Annotated in this window: 16 protein-coding genes and 1 pseudogene; 8 read left to right on the top strand and 9 right to left on the bottom strand. The window is 64.1% G+C overall.

The features are described 5' to 3' along the window. Positions 1-40: 40 nt before the first annotated feature. Entirely contained in the window at positions 41-1342 is a 1302-nt protein-coding gene (locus N0Q91_RS13315; RefSeq protein WP_127711663.1) for a M16 family metallopeptidase, read from the bottom strand. Positions 1343-1357: 15 nt separating this feature from the next. After that, complete coding sequence (gene thrC, locus N0Q91_RS13310; protein WP_275596626.1) at positions 1358-2764, bottom strand: threonine synthase; 1407 nt, start codon at positions 2762-2764, stop codon at positions 1358-1360. Positions 2765-3107: 343 nt separating this feature from the next. Here thrC and N0Q91_RS13305 point away from each other — a divergent pair, with 343 nt between their 5' ends. Beyond that, a complete protein-coding gene (locus N0Q91_RS13305; protein ID WP_275596625.1) occupies positions 3108-3653 on the top strand; it encodes a hypothetical protein in 546 nt (181 codons plus the stop codon). Between the two features lie 192 nt (positions 3654-3845). On the opposite strand, the gene N0Q91_RS13300 is transcribed toward N0Q91_RS13305, so the two are convergent. The 3 genes from N0Q91_RS13300 to N0Q91_RS13290 form a co-directional block, all read right to left on the bottom strand. Continuing rightward, on the bottom strand, positions 3846-4952 hold the full coding sequence (locus tag N0Q91_RS13300) for an ABC transporter substrate-binding protein (protein ID WP_100674568.1): 1107 nt from the start codon (positions 4950-4952) through the stop codon (positions 3846-3848). A gap of 169 nt (positions 4953-5121) precedes the next feature. Then, a complete protein-coding gene (locus N0Q91_RS13295; protein WP_275596624.1) occupies positions 5122-5817 on the bottom strand; it encodes an HAD family hydrolase in 696 nt (231 codons plus the stop codon). 184 nt (positions 5818-6001) lie between these two features. Continuing rightward, the gene (locus N0Q91_RS13290; RefSeq protein ID WP_275598131.1) at positions 6002-6685 is read right to left on the bottom strand and encodes an ArsR/SmtB family transcription factor; all 684 of its coding nucleotides are present in this window, start codon (positions 6683-6685) and stop codon (positions 6002-6004) included. 168 nt (positions 6686-6853) lie between these two features. Here N0Q91_RS13290 and N0Q91_RS13285 point away from each other — a divergent pair, with 168 nt between their 5' ends. Next, positions 6854-7984, top strand: a complete 1131-nt coding sequence (locus N0Q91_RS13285) for a site-specific DNA-methyltransferase (RefSeq protein WP_275596623.1) — start codon at positions 6854-6856, stop codon at positions 7982-7984. Positions 7985-8117: 133 nt separating this feature from the next. On the opposite strand, the gene N0Q91_RS13280 is transcribed toward N0Q91_RS13285, so the two are convergent. Then, positions 8118-8774 carry an HAD family hydrolase gene (locus N0Q91_RS13280; RefSeq protein ID WP_275596622.1) on the bottom strand — a complete coding sequence of 219 codons (657 nt, stop codon included), beginning with the start codon at positions 8772-8774 and terminating at the stop codon, positions 8118-8120. A 72-nt stretch (positions 8775-8846) separates the two neighbouring features. Beyond that, entirely contained in the window at positions 8847-9947 is a 1101-nt protein-coding gene (gene mutY / locus N0Q91_RS13275) for an A/G-specific adenine glycosylase (protein WP_275596621.1), read from the bottom strand. A gap of 89 nt (positions 9948-10036) precedes the next feature. Between mutY and N0Q91_RS13270 the strand changes: the two genes are divergently transcribed. The 5 genes and pseudogenes from N0Q91_RS13270 to ppdK all read left to right on the top strand — a co-directional run bounded on the left by N0Q91_RS13270 (position 10037) and on the right by ppdK (position 18458). Further along, entirely contained in the window at positions 10037-10543 is a 507-nt protein-coding gene (locus N0Q91_RS13270) for a DUF721 domain-containing protein (RefSeq protein ID WP_026168555.1), read from the top strand. Positions 10544-10653: 110 nt separating this feature from the next. Next, positions 10654-11463: a DsbA family protein gene (locus tag N0Q91_RS13265; RefSeq protein ID WP_018094469.1), complete on the top strand. Its 810-nt coding sequence runs from the start codon at positions 10654-10656 to the stop codon at positions 11461-11463. A gap of 77 nt (positions 11464-11540) precedes the next feature. Next, complete coding sequence (locus N0Q91_RS13260) at positions 11541-11912, top strand: endonuclease domain-containing protein (RefSeq protein WP_275596620.1); 372 nt, start codon at positions 11541-11543, stop codon at positions 11910-11912. 193 nt (positions 11913-12105) lie between these two features. Continuing rightward, positions 12106-15566, top strand: a pseudogene (locus N0Q91_RS13255) (chromosome segregation SMC family protein). A gap of 195 nt (positions 15567-15761) precedes the next feature. Beyond that, on the top strand, positions 15762-18458 hold the full coding sequence (gene ppdK, locus N0Q91_RS13250; RefSeq protein ID WP_275596619.1) for a pyruvate, phosphate dikinase: 2697 nt from the start codon (positions 15762-15764) through the stop codon (positions 18456-18458). Between the two features lie 42 nt (positions 18459-18500). On the opposite strand, the gene N0Q91_RS13245 is transcribed toward ppdK, so the two are convergent. Both N0Q91_RS13245 and N0Q91_RS13240 read right to left on the bottom strand, forming a co-directional pair. Next, positions 18501-18749: a hypothetical protein gene (locus N0Q91_RS13245; protein ID WP_275596618.1), complete on the bottom strand. Its 249-nt coding sequence runs from the start codon at positions 18747-18749 to the stop codon at positions 18501-18503. 166 nt (positions 18750-18915) lie between these two features. Beyond that, positions 18916-19305 carry a hypothetical protein gene (locus N0Q91_RS13240; RefSeq protein ID WP_100674560.1) on the bottom strand — a complete coding sequence of 130 codons (390 nt, stop codon included), beginning with the start codon at positions 19303-19305 and terminating at the stop codon, positions 18916-18918. A 294-nt stretch (positions 19306-19599) separates the two neighbouring features. Here N0Q91_RS13240 and N0Q91_RS13235 point away from each other — a divergent pair, with 294 nt between their 5' ends. Next, the gene (locus tag N0Q91_RS13235) at positions 19600-20508 is read left to right on the top strand and encodes a DUF1499 domain-containing protein (RefSeq protein ID WP_275596617.1); all 909 of its coding nucleotides are present in this window, start codon (positions 19600-19602) and stop codon (positions 20506-20508) included. Positions 20509-20522: the final 14 nt, after the last annotated feature.

Raw genomic sequence — 20522 nt, 5'->3', positions numbered from 1 at the left:
CGAGGACGTTGAAGGAAGGCATGCGACCGGCAACGGCCGGTCAGCTCGCCGCAGCATGGATCGCGTCCGCCTTCGCGGTCAGCGAGGACAATATGTCGTTCAGGGGAGCGAGCTGCCCGAGCGGCCCGATGGCCGACAACGTCGGAACCGTGTCGAAGAACAGGCGGCCAGCCAGGTCGGTGAGGCGCTCGATGGTGATGCCCGACAGGCGTTCCATCAGCTCCTCATTCGGAATGGGCCGGCCGTACAGCATCATCTGCCGTGCGATTTGTCCCGCACGCGCGGCCGGGCTTTCCTGGCCCATCAGCAATTGCGCCCGGATCTGTGCGCGGGCACGCTCGATCTCCTGCTGATCGATGCTCAAGGATGACTTGCGCAATTCATCGACGATCACCGGCATCAATTCCGGCAGGTTTTCTCCGCCCGTTGCCGCATGTACGCCGAAGATGCCGGTATCGGAAAAGCCCCAATGGAAGGCATAGACCGAATAACAGAGGCCTCTATGTTCGCGCACTTCCTGGAACAGGCGGGAAGACATGCCGCCGCCGAGGATGTTGGCAAGGATCTGCGAACAATAGAAATCACGCGCGTGATAGGCCTTGCCTTCGAAGCCGAGCAGAACCTGCGCGTCCATCAGGTCGCGGCTCTCGCGGCTGTCGCCGCCGGTGTAGCGCGCGGTCTCGATGACGGGAGCGCAAACGGGTTCGGCGGGCAGGGAGGCGAAACGCTCCTCCACCTGGCGCACGATGGTGTCGTGATCGACGGCGCCGGCGGCAACGATGAAGGTGCGGTCGGTCGTATAGTTGCGGCCGAGATACTGCCGGATCTGATCCGCGCTGAAGGACATCACCGTTTCCGGCGTGCCGAGGATCGGCCTGCCGACCGTCTGGCCGCGATAGGCGGTCTCGGCAAAGCGATCGAAGACGACGTCGTCCGGCGTGTCGTCCGCCGCGCCGATCTCCTGGAGGATGACCTGCTTCTCGCGACGGAGCTCGTCCGCCTCGAAGGTCGATTCCGTCAGAATGTCGGCGAGGATATCGACCGCCAGCGGCAGATGGTCCTTGAGCACGCGGGCATAGTAGGAAGTCGTTTCGGTCGAGGTGGCGGCGTTGACCTCGCCGCCCACATTCTCGATTTCCTCGGCGATCTGGCGGGCGCTGCGCCGCCTCGTGCCCTTGAAAGCCATGTGCTCCAGGAGATGCGCAATTCCGTGTTCATTCACGGTTTCGTTGCGCGAACCGGACTTGATCCAGACTCCGAGCGCCACGCTTTCCAGATGCGGCATTCGCTCGGTAACCACCGTCAGCCCGGAAGGGAGCCGGGTGCACTCAACTTTCATCATCCGTGATCTTTCGCTCTATTCCCGAACGCGGGTACGCTCGCCGATGAAGGTTTCGACGCTCTTGAGCTCCGGATCCAGGATGTCGAAACGCTCCGCCCTAGTCATGAGATCAGCAAGCCACGTCGGAAGCGCGGGGTCAATACCACTTGCCGATTTTACTGCGGCGGGGAATTTTGCCGGATGGGCAGTCGCAAGGGTGACCATCGGGGCGGAGTTCTTCTCGTGCTTGGCTGCCACGAAAACGCCGATTGCCGTATGCGGATCAAGGAGATAGCCGGTTTCGTCGAAGGTCTTGCGGATCGTCTTCGCCACATCTCTCTCCGAGGCGCGGCCCGCGCGAAATTCCTTGCGGATTTTTTTCAGCGCTGCGTCGCCGAGCGTGAACGAGCCGGATTGCCTGAGGCTCGCCATGGCTGCGCGGACTTCCGCCGGATCGCGCTCGTTCGCCTCGAAGATGAGCCTTTCGAAGTTGGACGAGATCTGGATGTCCATCGAAGGCGAGGTCGTCGCCTTGACGTCGCGCATCTCGTAGCGGCCGTTCTTCAGGGCGCGCGCCAGAATGTCGTTTTCGTTGGTGGCGATGATCAGCTTGTCGATCGGCAGACCCATGCGCTTGGCGACGTAGCCTGCGAAAATATCGCCGAAATTGCCGGTCGGCACGGTGAAGGAGATCTTCCGGTCAGGCGCGCCGAGAGCGACCGCCGTCGTAAAGTAGTAGACGATCTGAGCCATGATACGCGCCCAGTTGATCGAATTGACGCCGGAAAGCTTCACGCGGTCGCGGAAGGCCTGGTCGTTGAACATGGCCTTGACCAGGTTCTGGCAATCGTCGAAATTGCCCTTGACGGCGACCGCGTGCACGTTCGATGCCGTGGACGTGGTCATCTGTCTTTGCTGCACCGGCGACACTTTGCCCTGCGGAAAGAGGATGAAGATATCGGTGCGATCGCGGCCGGCGAAGGCGTCGATCGCGGCGCCGCCGGTATCGCCGGAAGTCGCTCCCACGATCGTCGCCCGCTCACCCCGTTCGGCAAGAACATAGTCCATCAGCCGGGCGAGCAACTGCATGGCCACGTCCTTGAAGGCGAGCGTCGAACCGTGAAAGAGCTCCATCACGAAAGCGTTCGGTCCGGTCTGGACCAGGGGTGCTACGGCCGGATGACGGAAAGTGGCGTAGGCCTCGTCGATCATCTCGCGGAACTTGGCCGCCGGGATTTCGCCATTGGTGAAGGGTTCGAGAACGGTGAAGGCGATCTCCTGATAGGATTTGCCGCGCAGCGCCCGGATATCTTTTTTCGAGAGCGCCGGCCATTCCTTCGGCAGGTAAAGTCCGCCGTCGCGGGCAAGTCCCGCCAGAAGAGCATCGCAAAAACCGAGAGAGGCCGCTTCTCCCCGTGTCGAAATATACTTCACCGTCGTCATCCTTCGTCGTTTGCGCGTCTGAATGAGACGCGCGGCGCTGCAGGCGCTTTTGCGTCAGTCCCTGGCAAATCGCGCGGCCATTCTTGTCACCGTGGCAATTTCACGTCGGTTTCGGAAATTTCGGTTGGGGAGCGTGGACCGGTCGATTTTTGATTTCGCCGCTGATATAGACGATGCCCGAAGGTCAAGAAAGGCCTCCAGCCGTTTTCGGCCCTGAGCTCGAGTTGACCCGAGGCGGTCTCGAGCTCTCGCCCGTTGAAGCCGGCCGCGGCGAGTTTGGCTTTGTTATAAGCCGAAATCATCGCGGTTTGGGAGTTCGTCCGTTCAGTAGAGGTTGTGCAACGTGTCTGGCAAAGTATCTCGCCGTGTTCTCGCAGTATCCCTTCTTTTGGCCGCTGCCGGCTGTAACAAGACGCAATCGGGTGGCGCCATCGACGCCGGCGGAAGCGCGACGGCGCCGACGCCTGCGGTGATCCAGGCGGCCTGCCCGCCGATCAGCCTCCGCGACGGTACCTCCTCCTACCGCACCTATGCAAAGGGTGCCAAGGACGATCCGAGCAAGATCGTCTATCAGGCCTCGCTTGCCGACACGACGCGCCAATGCGTGCAGAGCCCGGACAAGCTGACGATGACGGTCGTGGTGCAGGGTCGCGTGGTCGCCGGTCCCGCCGGCGGGCCGGGCAGGGTGACGCTGCCGATCCGCGTCGCCGCCACGGATGGCGAGAAGACGCTTTATTCGGAGCTCACTCAATATCCGGTCGAAGTGCCGGCGGGCAGCGCCACCACCCAGTTCGTTTTCACCAAGGCCGATGTGACGCTTCCTGCCGGCGCCGGCGCCGAAGCGAAGGTCTTCGTAGGATTTGACGAAGGTCCGTACAGGACCAAGTAATACCCGCCCCTCATCCGGCCTGCCGGCCACCTTCTCCCCGCAGGCGGGGCGAAGGACGCGAGCGGCACGCTCCCAGCTCTCTCTTGACGTTGAAGATGCGGAGGCGATGCCGCTTGTCCCTTCTCCCCGTAAGACGGGGAGAAGGTGCCGGCAGGCGGATGAGGGGCGAGCTCAACTCCGTTCAGCGGCCGCTTACTCGACCGCGACGCTCTGGCCGCCTTCCCACTTGTAAAGCGAGAAGCTTGGCGAGGTGAGGTCGCCGCTTTCGCCGTAGGTCAGCTTGCCGATGACCGTGTCGATCGCGTCGCCGGATTTGATGGCGGTGGCAACGGCAGTCGCGTCGTCGGGCGAGCCCGCCTTCTCGATGCCCGCCTTGAGAACCTGCACGGCGGCATAGGCGTTGAGCGTGAAGGCTTCCGCGGGGATGTTCTTGGCCTTGAGGGCCTCGATCACCGGTGCGGCGGCTGGGTTGCGGGTGGCGTCGCTGGCATTGGTGTAGACGGTGCCCGATGCGGCTTCGCCGCCGATTGCCCAGAACTCGGTGTTGGAAAGACCGTCGCCGCCGAGGAGCTGCGCCTTCACGCCCTGGTCATGCATCTGGCGAGCGAGCAGCCCGCCCTCCGCGTGATAGCCGCCGAAATAGACGACGTCGACGTTCTCGGACTTGAGGCGGGTGACGATCGCCCCGAAGTCCTTCTCGCCGGGCGTCAGGCCCTCATAGACCACCTCGGTGATGCCGCCTGCGTTGATCGCAGCCTTGAAGCCGTCGGCAAGACCCTTGCCATAGGCTCCCTTGTCGTGAAGGACCGCAACGCGCTTGTCCTTGAAGTTCTTGACGACGTAGTCGGCGGCGACCACGGCCTGCTGATCGTCGCGTCCGCAGGTGCGCAGAACGTTCCACAGGCCGCGGGTGGTCAGGTCCGGGGTCGTTGCCGTCGGCGTGACCATCAGGATACCGTTTTCCGCCAGCACGTCGGATGCCGGCATCGAGGTGCCGGAAAGCACCGGTCCGACCACGTATTTTATGCCTTCGCCCGCCAGCTGGTTGGCGACCGAGACGGCCTGCTTGGGTTCGCCCGCGTCGTCGACGATCTTGACGACAAGTTTCTCGCCATTGACGCCGCCGGCGCTGTTGATCGCTTCGATCGCCGCTTCGGCGCCGTTCTTGACCTGCTCGCCGAAGGCCGCAACGGGACCGGTGAGCGGCGTGATGACGCCGATGGTGATGTCGGCATGGGCGAGCGGCGCAAACGCGACGCTGGCCGCCAGGGCCATTCCGGTCAATCGTGAAAGACGCATTGTGTTTCCTCCTTGGAAAATTCCCCCTTCTGGGGGTTTGCTTGATATGCCGCGCGCAGTCTGAAAATCGGCCGATTCTCGGAGGAAGTCCATGCGGCTTCAATGCGGCATGGAATCCTCGCCCGCCCTAAGCCGTTCCCCCCTAAGCCGTCCCCCTAAGCCGTCCCCCCTAAGCCGTCATGGACTCCGACCATTCCGCGAGCGCGGCGATTACTCCGGGAAGCGCCGCCATTCGCGAGATGACCGTTTCGGCACCGGCTTCCGTCAGCTTGTCCGCATGGGCTGCGAACGTATGCGAACCGCCGGTAAAACCGACGACGCGCATGCCCGCCGCGCGTGCGCCATGAATGCCGTGAACCGAGTCTTCGATGACAAGAACGCGTGCCGGATCGACGCCGAACTGTGCGGCCCCATGCAGGAAGATGTCCGGCTTCGGCTTGACGCGATCCGGCCCGAGATCGCGCGCGGAATAGATGTGCTTGCCGAAATGATCCTTGATTCCGACTTTGCCGAGCATCATCGCAAGCCGTTTGGAAGTGGAGTTGGAGCAGATGCAATGCGGAAGCGTCAGTTGCATGAGTGCAGGCCGCACGCCTTCGATGATCTTGACGTCGCGGGCAAGCCGGATGTCGAGAATGGCATCGACCTTGTCGATCAGGGAGGCGGAGAGCGGAATGCTTGCTTCCTTCTCGACCGCCAGCAACGTGTCGCGCCAGGTCATGCCGGAAAAGCGTTCGGACATTTCCTCGATGCTGATCGAATAGCCCGCTTCCGTCAGCAGTCCGGCCTCGACTTCCGAGGCGATGATTTCCGAGTTGACGAGCACGCCGTCGCAGTCGAAGATGATGAGGTCGATACCCGTCATAAATCGGTTCCTTGGGAGAAAGGCGCCGCCGGCAGGGGAGGAGCTGAAAAGCGGCGCGGGAAACGGTGTTCGCAGCTTTATACGATGGCGGATCAAAGCTCAACCTGGGGCAGGAGATGGAGAACCGGGGATTGTGGCCGATTCAACTCACAATCGCTGCAGCCGACGGTACAAATCGTCGTGATCACCGCGGGAAGAGCTCGAGAAAGGCCTTCTCGCCTGGCGCCGTAAAGCGAACTGCACGGCTGCTCTGCTCCCGTTTCGCCCAGCCCTTGTCGATGAAGAGCGTCAGCAACGCCTCCCCGAGCGAACCGGCGAGATGCGACCGCCGCTCGCTCCAGTCGAGGCAGGTGCGGCAGATCGGCCGCCTGGATTTCCTGAGCGCGGCGTAGTCGATCCCGATTGACTCGATGCGGACACGCCCGGCATCGGTCAGGGCCAGATCGTCGTCGCCCGTCATTTCCATCTGCCGGGCGTCGATCAGGCTGTCCAGCATGCGCACGCCGTAATCGCCGGCAAGATGGTTGTAGCAGACGCGTGCCTTGCGCAGTGCCGGGTCCTTCGGTCCGGGCCGCGAGCGCGTCAGGCCGCGCCCGGCGGCAAAACCCATAAGGCTTTCGAGCATGAGGCCGACCTCGTCCTCGCTCAGCGCGTAATAGCGGTGCCGGCCCTGCTTGCGCTGTGTCAGCAAGCCGCCCGCCTCCAGCTTGGCGAGGTGCGAACTGGCGGTCTGCAGCGTGATGCCGGCCTGGGCTGCGAGCTCCGTCGGCGTCAGCGCCTGGCCGCCCATCAGAGCGGTCAGCATGTTCGCGCGTGCAGGATCGCCGATCAACGAGCCGATAAGAGCTATGTCCGGACCTTCCTTCATACTTCGATGGTAGTCGAAGTATCGCGGGCCGGCAAGTCCCGGACGGCGCCGCCTGGACGATGGCCCCTGCAGCGACGCAAATTTTTCCGGCGCCTTCAGGCTTTGGTAACCATCTTCGGTAACCATAAGCCTATCGTCAGTCCGAGTAAGCGTATTTGCGAGTTGCCAATGTCATCAGTTGTTTCGCTTGCCGAAATCTCCCGTGCCGCCCGTCCGCTGACCTGGCTGGACAGCATCATCAAGGGAGATTGCGTGGCCGCGCTGAACGCGCTTCCCGATCATTCGGTCGATGTCGTCTTCGCCGACCCGCCCTATAATCTTCAGCTCGGCGGCACGTTGCACCGGCCCGATCAGTCGCTGGTCGATGCAGTGGACGACGATTGGGACCAGTTTGCCTCCTTCGAAGCCTATGACGCTTTCACCCGCGCCTGGCTGCTTGCCTGCCGGCGTGTCCTGAAGCCCACCGGCACGCTCTGGGTCATCGGTTCCTACCACAATATCTTCCGGGTCGGCGCGATCCTTCAGGACCTGCACTTCTGGGTCTTGAACGATATCATCTGGCGCAAGACCAATCCGATGCCGAACTTCAAGGGCCGCCGCTTCCAGAACGCACATGAAACGCTGATCTGGGCGACGCCGAACGCCAAAGCAAAGGGCTATACCTTCAACTACGAAGCGATGAAGGCGGCGAACGACGACGTTCAGATGCGCTCCGACTGGCTGTTCCCCATCTGCTCCGGTTCCGAGCGGCTGAAGGGAGACGACGGTAAGAAGGTACACCCGACACAAAAGCCGGAAGCGCTGCTTGCCCGCATCCTGATGGCCTCGACCAAGCCCGGCGACGTCGTGCTCGACCCGTTCTTCGGCTCCGGCACCACCGGGGCGGTCGCCAAGCGCCTCGGCCGGCACTTCGTCGGCATCGAGCGCGAGCAGGACTATATCGACGCCGCCGCCGAGCGTATCGCGGCCGTGGAGCCGCTCGGCAAGGCCACGCTCTCGGTCATGACCGGCAAGAAGGCGGAGCCGCGCGTCGCCTTCAACACTCTGGTGGAAAGCGGGTTGATCAAGCCCGGCACGGTTCTGACGGATGCGAAGCGCCGCTACAGCGCGATCGTTCGCGCCGACGGCACGCTTGCGTCCGGCGGCGAGGCCGGATCCATTCATCGCCTCGGCGCGAAAGTGCAGGGCCTCGATGCCTGCAACGGCTGGACCTTCTGGCACTTCGAGGAGGGAAGCGCGTTGAAACCGATCGACGAGCTCAGATCCGTCATTCGAAACGACCTGGCAAAACTGAACTGATCAACCAGTTCCGCCTGGGTCTTCGATAAGCGCCCCCCTCCGGTTTTTGTACCTTCAGTCCCGGATGAGCGCTTTAAACGCCCGGAATCCGAAGAGGATTCCGGGCGTTTGTATCAATTCTGGCGTCGGCCGATTACAGCACGGCGGCCGCTGTCAGCGAGGGTGCCGCCTCGGAAGGCTGGATACCGTAGGCCGCCAGATCGGCCTTCAGCCTTTCTGCGCCGGTGAACTGAACCGCGTGCCAGCCGGCCGCTTGCGCGCCCTCGACATTGGCGGCGCTGTCGTCGATGAAGAGCGTCGCCCCCGGATCGAGATCGAAGGCCTTCGCGTGGGTCCGGTAGATGGCGAGATCGGGCTTGATGAGCCGCACGTCGCCGGAGACCGTAACCCCGCGCGGCAGGGTCAGGAAGGGATAAAGCTTCTGCGCCTCCCGGAAGGTGTCGGAGGCGAAATTGGTCAGCATCGTGACGTCCCAGCCGTCGGCGATCAGGCCTTCCATGATGGCGACCGTCCCCACATAGGCGTGCGGCACCATTTCATGCCAGTGCCGGCGAAAGGCCCGGATGTGATCTTCCCTTTCGGGATGGTTGCGGATGAGGAGTGCCTCCGCCTCTTCCCAGGAGCGGCCGCGATCCTGCTCTATGTTCCAGTCGGATGTGCAGACATTGGCGAAGAACCAGTTGCGTTCCGCCTCGTCCGGTATGAGGCGGGAATAGGGAAGGTTCGGATCGTAATGGATCAGCACCTTGCCGATGTCGAAAACGATGTGGCGGATGTCGATGCTGCTCATTGGTATTCCTGCCGATCCTTGGCTTGCGACGGAAATTGGGCCGGAGCGGCCGCAAAGCGCTCCGCCTTGCATTTAGCCCGCTTCGAACGCATGCGGTATAGCCTTGGCGATTGCCTTTTTCATGACAGTCGGAAGCGCCTGCGCCTTGAGCGAGGCGAGCGGCTCCCACCATCCGCTCGTGCCGGTCCGCACCTCTCCGACATTGGCGCGCCAGACCCTGGCCCGAAAGACGGAAAGGTGCAACTCGAAATGCGTGAAGACGTGGTTGACGGTCCCGCACGGCTCCCACGCTGCGGGGAAGGGATGAGCGTCTATCGAGGTGTCGCCGTCGCGGCGCGCCGTCCAGTCCGTGCCGGGCACTTCTGTCATGCCGCCGAGGAGGCCCGTTTCGGGGCGCTTGCGAAGATAGACCGCCTCGAAGCCGTCGACGGCGACGAAGGCCGCACCCCGGCGCAGCGGCTTCTCCTTCCTGGCTGCCTTGCGCGGAAATGTCTCCGGGTCGGCTGTTTTCAGGGCCCGGCAATCAGCGCGAAAGGGACAGAGGGAACAGGCGGGCCGTTTCGGCGTGCAGATCGTCGCGCCGAGATCCATCATCGCCTGCGCGAAATCGCCCGGCCGGTCGGCCGGGGTCAGCGCGTGGACGAGGGCCCGCATTTCGGGCTTGGCCGCGGGCAGCGGCGTCTCGACGGCATGGAGGCGCGAGATCACGCGTTCCACATTTCCGTCGAGAACGGCACTTGCCCGGTTGAAGGCGATCGCGGCGATGGCTGCGGCGGTGTAGTCGCCGATGCCCGGCAGCGCTTTCAGCCCCTCTTCGCTATCGGGAAAACGGCTGCCGTGATCGCGGGCGACCGCTTCGGCACATTTCTTCAGGTTTCGCGCGCGGGCGTAGTAGCCGAGGCCGGCCCAGGCCTTCATCACATCCTCGGTGTCCGCAGCGGCAAGGTCGCCGACCGTCGGCCACAGGGTGAGGAATTTCTCGAAATAGGCTTTGACTGCCTGGACCGTCGTCTGCTGAAGCATCACCTCCGACAGCCAGACGCGATAGGGGTCGGCAACCGCACCTTTCCGCGCCGCTGCCGGCGGCACCCGCCATGGAAGGTCGCGGTGGTGGCGATCGTACCATTCGAGAAGAAGTGCGGCGCTCGCCGCCTGTGGAAGATCGCGCATCATTTGCAGGGAGATCCTTTTGCGGCCTATACTTGGCCGATGCCGGCTTGAGCCGCAAGGTTCGATCGAAATTGCAAACAGAAAGTCGTTCCGTGAGTGAGAGAAAGGCCCGCAAGGGCGTCGTTCAGATCAGCGAAGTTGCCAACGGCCTGATCGATCCGGTGCTGGCGAAGCGGGCCGGCATCAACACGATGCTGCTCGGTTCGTGGGACGAAATCGCGGGCGCGGAGTTTGCCGATTGCACCCGGCCGGAGAGAATTGCCTGGCCGCGCCGCGCTTCCGAGATCGCCGGCGAAGGCGGATACCAGCCGGGTGTGCTGACGGTCGCGTGCGAAGGCGCCCGGGCGCTTTTCCTGACCCATGCCCAGGGCGAGCTGATCCAGCGCATCAACGGCTTCTTCGGTTTCCACGCAATCGGCCAGTTGCGCATCGTCCAGAAGCCGGTCGCACCGCCGCCCAAGCGCTACAGCCGCCCGCTGCCCCTTGTCGGAGAGGCCGCCCGGCGGCTCGAAACCATGGTGGAAGGCGTCGAAAGCGACGCGTTGAAGGCGGCGCTGAAGCGGCTCGGCACTGCCGTTCTGTCGACGCCGCGGCGATGACGGTCACGATTGTTTGAACGCTGTCGAAACACCCCCTCTTGTCGCCCCGCACGTGGCAAGTTATCGAAATCACGCTTCAATTTCCCTCGAGTAGAACACGGGTCCTGTCCATGTCCGCTTCCCAAACAAGCCTTCCGAAACGCCTGCTGAGCGGCGTCGCCGTTGCAGCGCTCGCTCTGGCGCTCGCAGCCTGCAGCGATGAAAAGAAGGAGGCGGCTTCAACGACGCCCGCCGAGACCACGGCGAGCACCGATGCGACGACCACCGCCTCGACGTCTCAGGCGCCTGCCGCCGCGAGCGAGGCGAAGCCGGCGACCGAAGTGGCGCAGGCCACAACCCCTGCCGCCAAGGTCGAGTTGCCGAAGTCGGAGGGCAGCGTCGACATGGCGAAGCTCCTGGAGCCCGGAGCGCTGCCGGAAATGGCGCTCGGAGAAGCCAATGCGCCGGTCACCATCGTCGAATACATGTCGATGACCTGCCCGCATTGCGCCAATTTCCACAACGATACATTCGACGCGATCAAGACGAAGTATATCGACAGCGGCAAGGTACGCTTCATCGTCCGCGAATTCCCCTTCGATCCGCGCGCGGCAGCCGCCTTCATGCTGGCGCGCTGTGCACCGGAGGGGCAGTATTTCCCGATGGTTTCCATGCTGTTCAAGCAGCAGGAGCAGTGGGCGGCTGCGCAGAACGGCCGCGATGCACTCCTGCAATTGTCGAAACTCGCCGGTTTTACACAGGAGAGCTTCGAGGCCTGCTTGACGAACCAGAAACTTCTGGATGATGTGAATGCAGTCATGCAGAGGGGCGCCAAGGAATTCGGGGTCAAGTCGACGCCGACCTTCTTCGTCAACGGTGAGCACTATTCGGGGGACATGTCGGTTGACGTTATGTCGGCCCTCATCGACAGCAAGCTCTGATCCTTCGCTTTCAATTCCGACGGGCGACGGCGGCAGCCGTGCGCCCGTTTTTTGTCTCCGGTCGGTGGGGCTTCGCCATGCCTCACGCTGACATATCGCCGCAAGTTCGCGGCAACGCCCGCCGCATGCGCAATGCCATGACGGAGGCGGAAGCCAAGCTCTGGAATGAACTGCGTGCGCATCGGCTGATGGGGCTTGGTTTTCGCCGGCAAGTTCCGATCGCCGGTTACATCGTGGATTTCGCCTGTGCCGCGCATCGATTGATCGTCGAGGTCGATGGTTCGCAGCATGCGAGACCTCAAAGTGCTGACTACGACCGGCAGCGTACTCGGCGTCTTGAGGCGGATGGCTGGACGATTTTGCGTTTCTGGAACGATGACGTGCTGCGCGACATCGACAATGTCTGCGAGCATATTGTCCGTGTGATCGGGAAGGGGGCGTTCGAGTGAGGCGGTCGTGGCTCACCCCCTCTGCCCTGCCGGGCATCTCCCCCACAAGGGGGAGATTGGCAGGTGGCAATGTCTCCTTCAACCGCTGGTCTCGTATGCGGGGCTTTGCTCCTTGCCGATCTCCCCCCTTGTGGGGGAGATGCCCGGCAGGGCAGAGGGGGTATGCGCCGCCATCCACCCCAGCGTGTCCGTCATGAAATTCACCCGGCTGCGCCTGCTCGGCTTCAAGTCCTTTGTCGAACCGACGGAATTCGTCATCGAGCGCGGCCTGACCGGGGTCGTCGGACCGAACGGCTGCGGCAAGTCCAACCTCGTCGAGGCGCTCCGCTGGGTGATGGGCGAGAACTCCTACAAGAACATGCGTGCCTCCGGCATGGACGACGTGATCTTTTCCGGATCCGGCAACCGCCCGGCGCGCAACACGGCCGAAGTCGGCCTTTACCTGGACAACAGCGACCGCACCGCGCCCGCAGCCTTCAACGACAGCGACGAGATACAGGTGACGCGCCGTATCGAGCGCGAGCAGGGCTCGGTCTACCGCATCAATGGCAAGGAGGCGCGCGCCAAGGACGTGCAGTTGCTGTTTGCCGATGCGTCCACCGGTGCGCGCTCGCCCTCGATGGTGGGCCAGGGCCGCATCGGCGAGCTGATCGCCGCCAAGCCGCAGGCGCGCCGGCAGCTGCTCGAGGAGGCGGCCGGCATTTCCGGTCTCCATTCGCGCCGGCATGAGGCGGAACTCAGGCTGAAGGCGGCCGAAACCAATCTCGAGCGCCTCGACGACGTCACCTCGCAGCTCGAAAGCCAGATCGAGAGTCTCAAGCGCCAGGCGCGCCAGGCCAACCGGTTCAAGATGCTGTCGGCGGAAATCCGCCGGCACGAGGCGATCCTGTTCCATACCCGCTGGGTGCAGGCCAAGGAAGCGGAGGCCGAGGCGACCAGCCAGCTGAACCAGATCACTGCGCTCGTCGCCGAGAAGGCGCAGGCGCAGATGGAAGCCGCCAAGGCTCAGGCGATCGCGAGCCTCAAGCTGCCGGAACTGCGTGAAAGCGAGGCGAAGTTCGCTGCCGGGCTGCAGCGCCTGCAGATCGCTCGCGCGCAGCTCGAGGAGGATGCCGGCCGGATCCTGCGCCGCCGTGAGGAATTGCAGCGGCGACTGGCGCAACTTGCGGAGGACATCGCCCGCGAAGAGCGGCTGGTCGCCGACAATGCCGGCATTCTCGCCCGCCTGGATCAGGAGGAGGAAGATCTGCGAGACGCGCTGGCCGAGGCGGATGATCGCGGCGCTCAGGCGCGTGAAAGGCTCGACGAGGCCAATGAAAAGCTAGCGGCGAGCGAAGCCGGTCTCGCCCGCATTACGGCCGAGCGCGCCGAGGCGCAAGCCGCGCGCAACCAGATCGAGAGAGCGCTGCGCGATCTCTCCGAGCGGCAGGCGCGCCTTGCACGCCAGCTTGCGGATCAGGGGCGCGAAGTCGACGACCTTGACGGTCAGATGGCGCGACTCCCCGACCCGGACGAAAGAGGGGGCAGGTGGAGCTTGCGGAGGCGGCGCTGGAGGAGGCCGAGGCCGCCGTCGCCGCCGTCGAAGAGAGACTCGCCGAGGCGCGCGCCGACGAAGCCGCCGCGCGCCCGCCCGTCGACGAGGCCCGAGCGCGGCTGAACGGCATCGAGACGGAAGCGCGAACGATCCGGCGCATGCTGGAGGCGGCCGGCGGCAGCACTTATCCGGCCGTCGTCGAGGAGATGAAAGTCGAGCGCGGCTTCGAAACGGCGCTCGGCGCGGCTCTTGGCGACGACCTCGATTCGCCCCTGGAACAGGCGGCGCCGGCGCACTGGCGCATGCCCGGCGACGATGCGAACGATCCCGCATTGCCGGCTGGCGCCCTCCCTTTGATCGATTTCGTCCAGGCACCGGAGGCGCTGAGACGAGCGCTCCGGCAGATCGGGATCATCGAGAGCGACGAGGAGGCGGAGCGACTGCTGCCGCTCCTCAGGACCGGCCAGCGGCTGGTGACGAGGCAAGGCGCCGTCTGGCGGTGGGACGGCCACGTTACCGGCTCGGAAGCGCCGAGTGCTGCGGCCCTGAGGCTCGCCCAGAAGAACCGCCTTTCCGAACTGGAAGGTGCAGCCGAGGAGGCGAGCGAGGCATTGCTGAAGGCGGAGGCGCATCTTGCCGCTGCCGGCGCGCACATCCGCGCCGAGGATGAGCGGCTGAGGCTTTCGCGCGAGGCGCAACGCATGCTTGCACGGCAGCTCTCCGAGGCGCGCGATGCCTTGGCAGCCGCCGAGCGGGCCTCCGGCGATCTTGCCCGGCGCCGCGCGGTGCTTGCCGAGACGAAGCTCCAGATCGAGGGGCAGGCCGAGGAGATCGCCGAAGAGATCGAGGCGGCCAGGGAGGCCTCTGCCGGTCAGCCGGATCTTGCAGAGCTCGACCTGCGGCTGAGCAATCGGACGGCCGAAGTCGCGACCGACCGTGCGGCGGCGGCCGAGGCTCGCGCCGCACATGACGGTCTCGCACGCGAAAACGATGGGCGCCTCAGGCGGCTTGCGGCCATCGCCGGCGAGCGAGAGACCTGGGCAGCGAGGGCGGCGAGCGCCGAAGATCACATTGCGACGCTTCGCGAGCGCGAGGCGGAGGCGCGCGAGGAGGTCGAGGAACTGCTCGATGCGCCTGACGAGTTCGACGACAAGCGCCGCGCGCTGATGAACGAGCTGCAAAAGGCGGAGGCGTCACGCCGAGAGGCGGCCGACAGACTCGCCGAGGCGGAAAACCACCAGCGCGAAGCGGATCGCCAGGCCGCCACCGCGCTCTCGGAGCTGGCAGAGGTACGCGAAAAGCGCGGCCGCGCCGAAGAGCGGCTCGTTTCTGCGCGGGAGCGGCGTGTCGAGATAGAGGCGCGCATCCTCGAAGCATTGTCCTGCGCCCCCCATGAAGTGATGCGCCTTACCGGCCTCGGCCCCGACGAAGGACTGCCGGATATGCGCAGCGTGGAACGGGAACTCGAGCGGCTGAAGATCGAGCGGGAAAGGCTCGGCGCCGTCAACCTGCGCGCCGACGAGGAGCAGAAGGAGCTTTCGGAGCGGCTCGCGGCGCTGCTCAAGGAACGTGACGACGTCATCGAGGCGATCCGCAGGCTGAGGAGTGCCATCCAGAACCTCAACCGCGAGGGCCGCGAGCGGCTGATTGCCGCGTTCGACGTGGTCAATGTGCAGTTCCAGCGGCTTTTCACCCATCTCTTCGGGGGCGGCACGGCGGAACTGCAGCTCATCGAAAGCGACGACCCGCTGGAAGCGGGGCTCGAAATCCTTGCCCGGCCGCCCGGCAAGAAGCCGCAGACGATGACGCTGCTTTCCGGCGGCGAGCAGGCGTTGACTGCAATGGCGCTGATCTTTGCCGTCTTCCTCACCAATCCGGCCCCGATCTGCGTTCTCGATGAGGTGGATGCGCCGCTCGACGACCACAATGTCGAGCGCTACTGCAACCTGATGGACGAAATGGCGGCCTCCACCGAGACCCGCTTCGTCATCATCACCCACAATCCGATCACCATGGCCCGGATGAATCGCCTGTTCGGGGTCACGATGGCGGAGCAGGGGGTCTCGCAGCTCGTCTCGGTCGACCTGCAGACGGCAGAGCGGCTGCGCGAAGCCGTCTGATGGCGACCTCCAATTTGGTGCACTGCAACAAAATCTTCGCCGAGTGCATTTTCAGGCCGGAGCATATACTGTAGATGGTCTGGAGCGGGGTGAGGAAAAGTGCGTGCGCTTTTCCGCCCGCATCCCGCTCTGACTTCTTAGATTCGATCACGTTCATGATTTTAGGTCGGCGACTGTTTCGGGTGGAGAACAGGCATGGCGAAATGGGTATATACCTTCGGTGCGGGAGAGGCCGAAGGGGGCGCGGAAGACCGCGACCGGCTGGGCGGCAAGGGGGCTAACCTCGCGGAGATGTGCAATCTCGGCCTGCCGGTGCCGCCGGGGCTCACAATCGTCACCGCTGCCTGCAACAGCTATCTCGAGAAGGGCCGCTGCATGCCCGAGGGTCTGCGCGAGCAGGTCCGCGAGGGCATCGTGCGGATGGAGAAAATCACCGGGCGCGTCTTCGGCGATACGAACCGCCCGCTGCTTCTGTCGGTCCGTTCCGGCGCGCGCGCCTCCATGCCGGGAATGATGGACACGGTCCTGAACCTCGGCCTCAACGATCAATCCGTGCATGCGCTCGGTCACGACGCCGGCGATGCGCGCTTTGCCTGGGACAGTTACCGCCGCTTCATCCAGATGTATGGCGATGTGGTGATGGGGGTGGACCACGAGGTTTTCGAGGAAGTTCTGGAGGACGAGAAGGCGCGCCTCGGTCACGAGCAGGACACGGAGCTTTCCGCCGTCGAATGGCAGCACGTGATCTCGCGCTACAAGGAGGCGATCGAGGAGATGCTCGGCGTGCCTTTCCCGCAGGATCCGGAAATCCAGCTCTGGGGCGCGATCGGTGCCGTCTTTTCGAGCTGGATGAACCCGCGGGCCATCACCTACCGTCACCTTCACGGCATACCGGCCGGCTGGGGCACGGCCGTCAACGTCCAGGCCATGGTCTTCGGCAATCTCGGCAATTCGTCGGCGACGGGCGTCGCCTTCACGCGCAACCCGTCGACGGGCGAGAAAGAGCTCTATGGCGAGTTTCTCGTCAATGCTCAGGGCGAGGACGTGGTCGCCGGCATCCGCACGCCGCAGAACATCACCGAAGCGGCCCGCATCGCGTCCGGTTCGGACAAGCCGTCACTGGAAAAGCTGATGCCGGAGGCTTTTGCCGAGTTCGAGAAGATATGTAACGCGCTCGAGCGCCACTACCGCGACATGCAGGACATCGAGTTCACGATCGAACGCGGCAACCTTTGGATGCTGCAGACGCGTTCCGGCAAGCGAACGGCCAAGTCGGCGCTGAAGATCGCCGTCGACATGGCCGAGGAAGGGCTGATCTCGAAGGAGGAGGCGGTGGCGCGCATCGATCCGGCTTCGCTCGACCAGCTTCTGCATCCGACGATCGACCCTCATGCCCGCCGTGACATTATCGGTTCCGGCCTGCCGGCCTCGCCGGGTGCCGCCACGGGCGAGATCGTCTTCAGCTCCGACGAGGCGGTGCAGGCGGTCAAGGAAGGCCGCAAGGTCATCCTCGTTCGCGTCGAGACGAGTCCTGAAGACATTCACGGCATGCATGCGGCTGAAGGCATACTGACGACCCGCGGCGGCATGACCAGCCACGCGGCGGTCGTCGCGCGCGGTATGGGTACGCCTTGCGTATCGGGCGCCGGCAGCATCCGCGTCGATCAGCGAAACGAGCTCCTGATCGCCGCGAGCGTCACGCTGCGGAAGGGCGACGTGATCACCATCGACGGCTCCTCCGGCCAGGTGCTGAAGGGCGAGATCCCCATGCTGCAGCCGGAACTTTCGGGCGACTTCGGCAAGATCATGCAATGGGCCGACGCAAGCCGCCGCATGACCGTGCGCACCAATGCCGAGACGCCGGCGGATGCGCGCGCCGCCCGCTCCTTCGGCGCCGAAGGCATTGGACTCTGCCGTACGGAGCACATGTTCTTCGAGGACGACCGCATCAATGTGATGCGCGAGATGATCCTGGCCGAAGACGAAGCAGGGCGGCGGGCAGCACTTTCCAAGCTTCTGCCCATGCAGCGCTCCGATTTCGTCGAGCTCTTTTCGATCATGCACGGCCTGCCGGTCACGATCCGTCTTCTCGACCCGCCGCTGCACGAGTTCCTGCCGAAAACCGACGAGGAAATCGCAGAGGTTGCGCGCGTGCTGACGATCGATCCCGCGGAACTTCGTCAGCGGGTCGATGCACTTCACGAGTTCAATCCGATGCTCGGGCATCGCGGTTGCCGACTGGCGATCTCCTATCCGGAGATCGCCGAGATGCAGGCGCGCGCGATTTTCGAGGCGGCGGTCCAGGCTGCCCACGATACCGGCGCTGCCGTCGTTCCCGAGATCATGGTGCCGCTCGTCGGCCTGCGCGCCGAGCTCGATTACGTCAAGGCGCGGATCGAGGCGGTCGCCAAGGAGGTCGTCGGCGAGGCTGGCGTGAACATCGATTATCTGATCGGCACGATGATCGAGTTGCCGCGGGCGGCCCTCAGGGCGGACACGATCGCCGAATCGGCGGATTTTTTCTCTTTCGGCACCAACGACCTGACGCAGACCACCTTCGGCATTTCGCGCGATGACGCAGCCCTGTTCCTGGCCACCTATCAGCAGAAGGGCATTATCGAGCAGGATCCCTTCGTCTCGCTCGATTTCGAGGGCGTGGGCGAACTGATCCAGATCGCGGCGGAGCGGGGCCGGCGGACCAAGAACGGTTTGAAGCTCGGGATCTGCGGCGAGCATGGCGGCGATCCCGTCTCGATTCGGTTCTGCGAGGAAGCGGGTCTCGATTACGTTTCCTGCTCGCCGTTCCGAGTGCCGATCGCGAGACTTGCGGCCGCACAGGCGACGATCAACGGCCGCGAGGTCGCCGAGGTTCAAGCTCTGGCGGCGAGCTGACAGGCGTCGATCTTCGTCCGGAGCTGCGGGCCGTCTCGCCGGTCAGCGCCAGTAATAAGGGCCGCGCAGGAAAACGTCGTTGTCATACCGGAAAGCGCGCGCTTCCGCGCGACGGTCGAGATCTATGCGCTGCAGGCAGTTTGCGAACGCATCCGTGCCCCTTCTGAAGCCGTAGGAGGCGCATGTATTTTCGTCTCTCGCTCGACGTTCCTGCGGCGACATCGACTGGCATGCGGCAAGCACCAGCCCCACGGCCGCAAGGCCAAGCAGTCTCATGGTCATCGTCGTCATTTGCCTCCTGACCGGCACCCATTCGCGGGGGCAGAGTCCGATGGCATTCCGCTGGACGACAGGCATGATAATGCAACGCATAAGACGAGATCCGTGGGCGCGATTCAACTCGTCGACATCATGCGCCCGTTGCGCATAGCTGGTCAATCGCCCCACGGAGTGCGGTTCAGATCCGCTCGAGGACGCCGACGAAGGAGTTGGCGAAGCTCTTGAGACCGGCGGTGTGCTCGCTCGGCTGCTCGACGCGGATGGTGGTACCGTCCTGAGCGAGACAGATGAACAGGATGATCGGTGTCTTATCCTCCGCCTGGCCGTGGCGTATCGCGGCGATCGTCACGCAATCGTCGACGAGACCGGAAGCCGGCAGAACGAAGAGCAGCTCGGCGCCGATGTCGTGAGCCACCTTATGCGTGAAGCCGACGAAATCGTCCTTGTCGCCGGAAAAGCGATCGAGCGAAAGCTCCAACTCGAGAAGTGCCATGGGCATCGCGGCTTCGCCGACCGGGGGCGGAGGGGCGGGGATGGCGATCTCCATGGTAGACTGCTGTGCGGCCATGATGTCTCTCCGTTGATTTGCCGCGCCTCTTGCCGGCGACGACGGCCGATGCCTCCAAATGCTACAGCGCCGTGTGTCCGGCCAAATAGTAAACCTGAATAGGTGGTTAACGAGAATGGCAAATTTGCGGCACCCGTGTGAGTGGCGCCGCCATATTCGCCGCCCGCATTCTCTCTTTGGCCTCCATGGGGCGATCTCCATCGCCGATGGGGGAAAGATACGGGGTTTGCACTACCCGAGCCATGGTCTAAGAAAGGCGAGGTCCTTTTCCGCCTCGGGGATTGATTCCGTTAGATGATTGTCCGGTACGAGCGTCCCTATTCCTACGCGGCACATTGGGCGCGCCGCATCGCCCGCATCGCCTTCATCGTTTTTCTGCTGTCGCTGCTGTCGCATCGTTTCGGTCCTCTGACGACGCCGCACTTTCTGACGCTGGCGTTGATCGCCGGGGGCTTGGCTCTCCTTAGCGTCGTGCTGGCAACGATCGGGCTCACGCGTCTTTGGCAGGTGGCAGCGATCGGCGGGGCCGCTTCCGTTTCGGCGCTCTTCTACGCGGCGGTTCCGCTCGGGTTCCTCGGTTATGGGGCCGTGCAATACCTGACGCGACCGGCGCTCTACGAGGTCAGTACCGATACCTCGACGCCCCCGCCCTGGATCAGGACGCCGGCATCAGGGGAAAGCTGGCTCGGGCGCAAGCGTCCGGTGACGCGGGAAGACCGCGAGGCGCAGGTTGAAGCCTATCCGGGGCTTACGGGCCGGCGCTACGAAGGGGCGCTGGACCGTGTATTCCAGGGCGTGCGCAAGGTCGTCGAGCAGACGCGGATCACCATCACTGCTGAGTTCGGCGCCGACAACGCGCGGGCGGACCTCGAAGACCTCGCCGTACGACCCGAGGCAGGCGGGGATGCGAATGCCGGGCCGAACGTCATCCCCGTTCCAACCGCTCGACCCACGCAACTGGTCGACGACGGCATACCGGGACGGCGATCCAGCGACGTCGTCCTGCAAGGCGAATGGCGGAGCCTTGTCGTCGGCTTCCGATTCGACGTGCTGATCAGATTGCGCGAAGAGGCGGAAACGACCTTCGTCGATCTGCGCGTGGCTTCGCGCTACGGCCGCCATGACCTCGGCATGGGAGCCATGTTCGCCGAGGAGTTCCTGCGCGACCTCGACGCCGAGCTCCTGGGGATCGCGGGCGATTAGAGAGTGCGCGCGGT

The organism is Sinorhizobium prairiense, from assembly GCF_029201645.2.
Lineage (GTDB): Bacteria > Pseudomonadota > Alphaproteobacteria > Rhizobiales > Rhizobiaceae > Sinorhizobium > Sinorhizobium meliloti_A.
The sequence above is the reverse complement of the archived record's forward strand: the minus strand, read 5'-3'. Positions and strand labels throughout refer to the sequence as shown.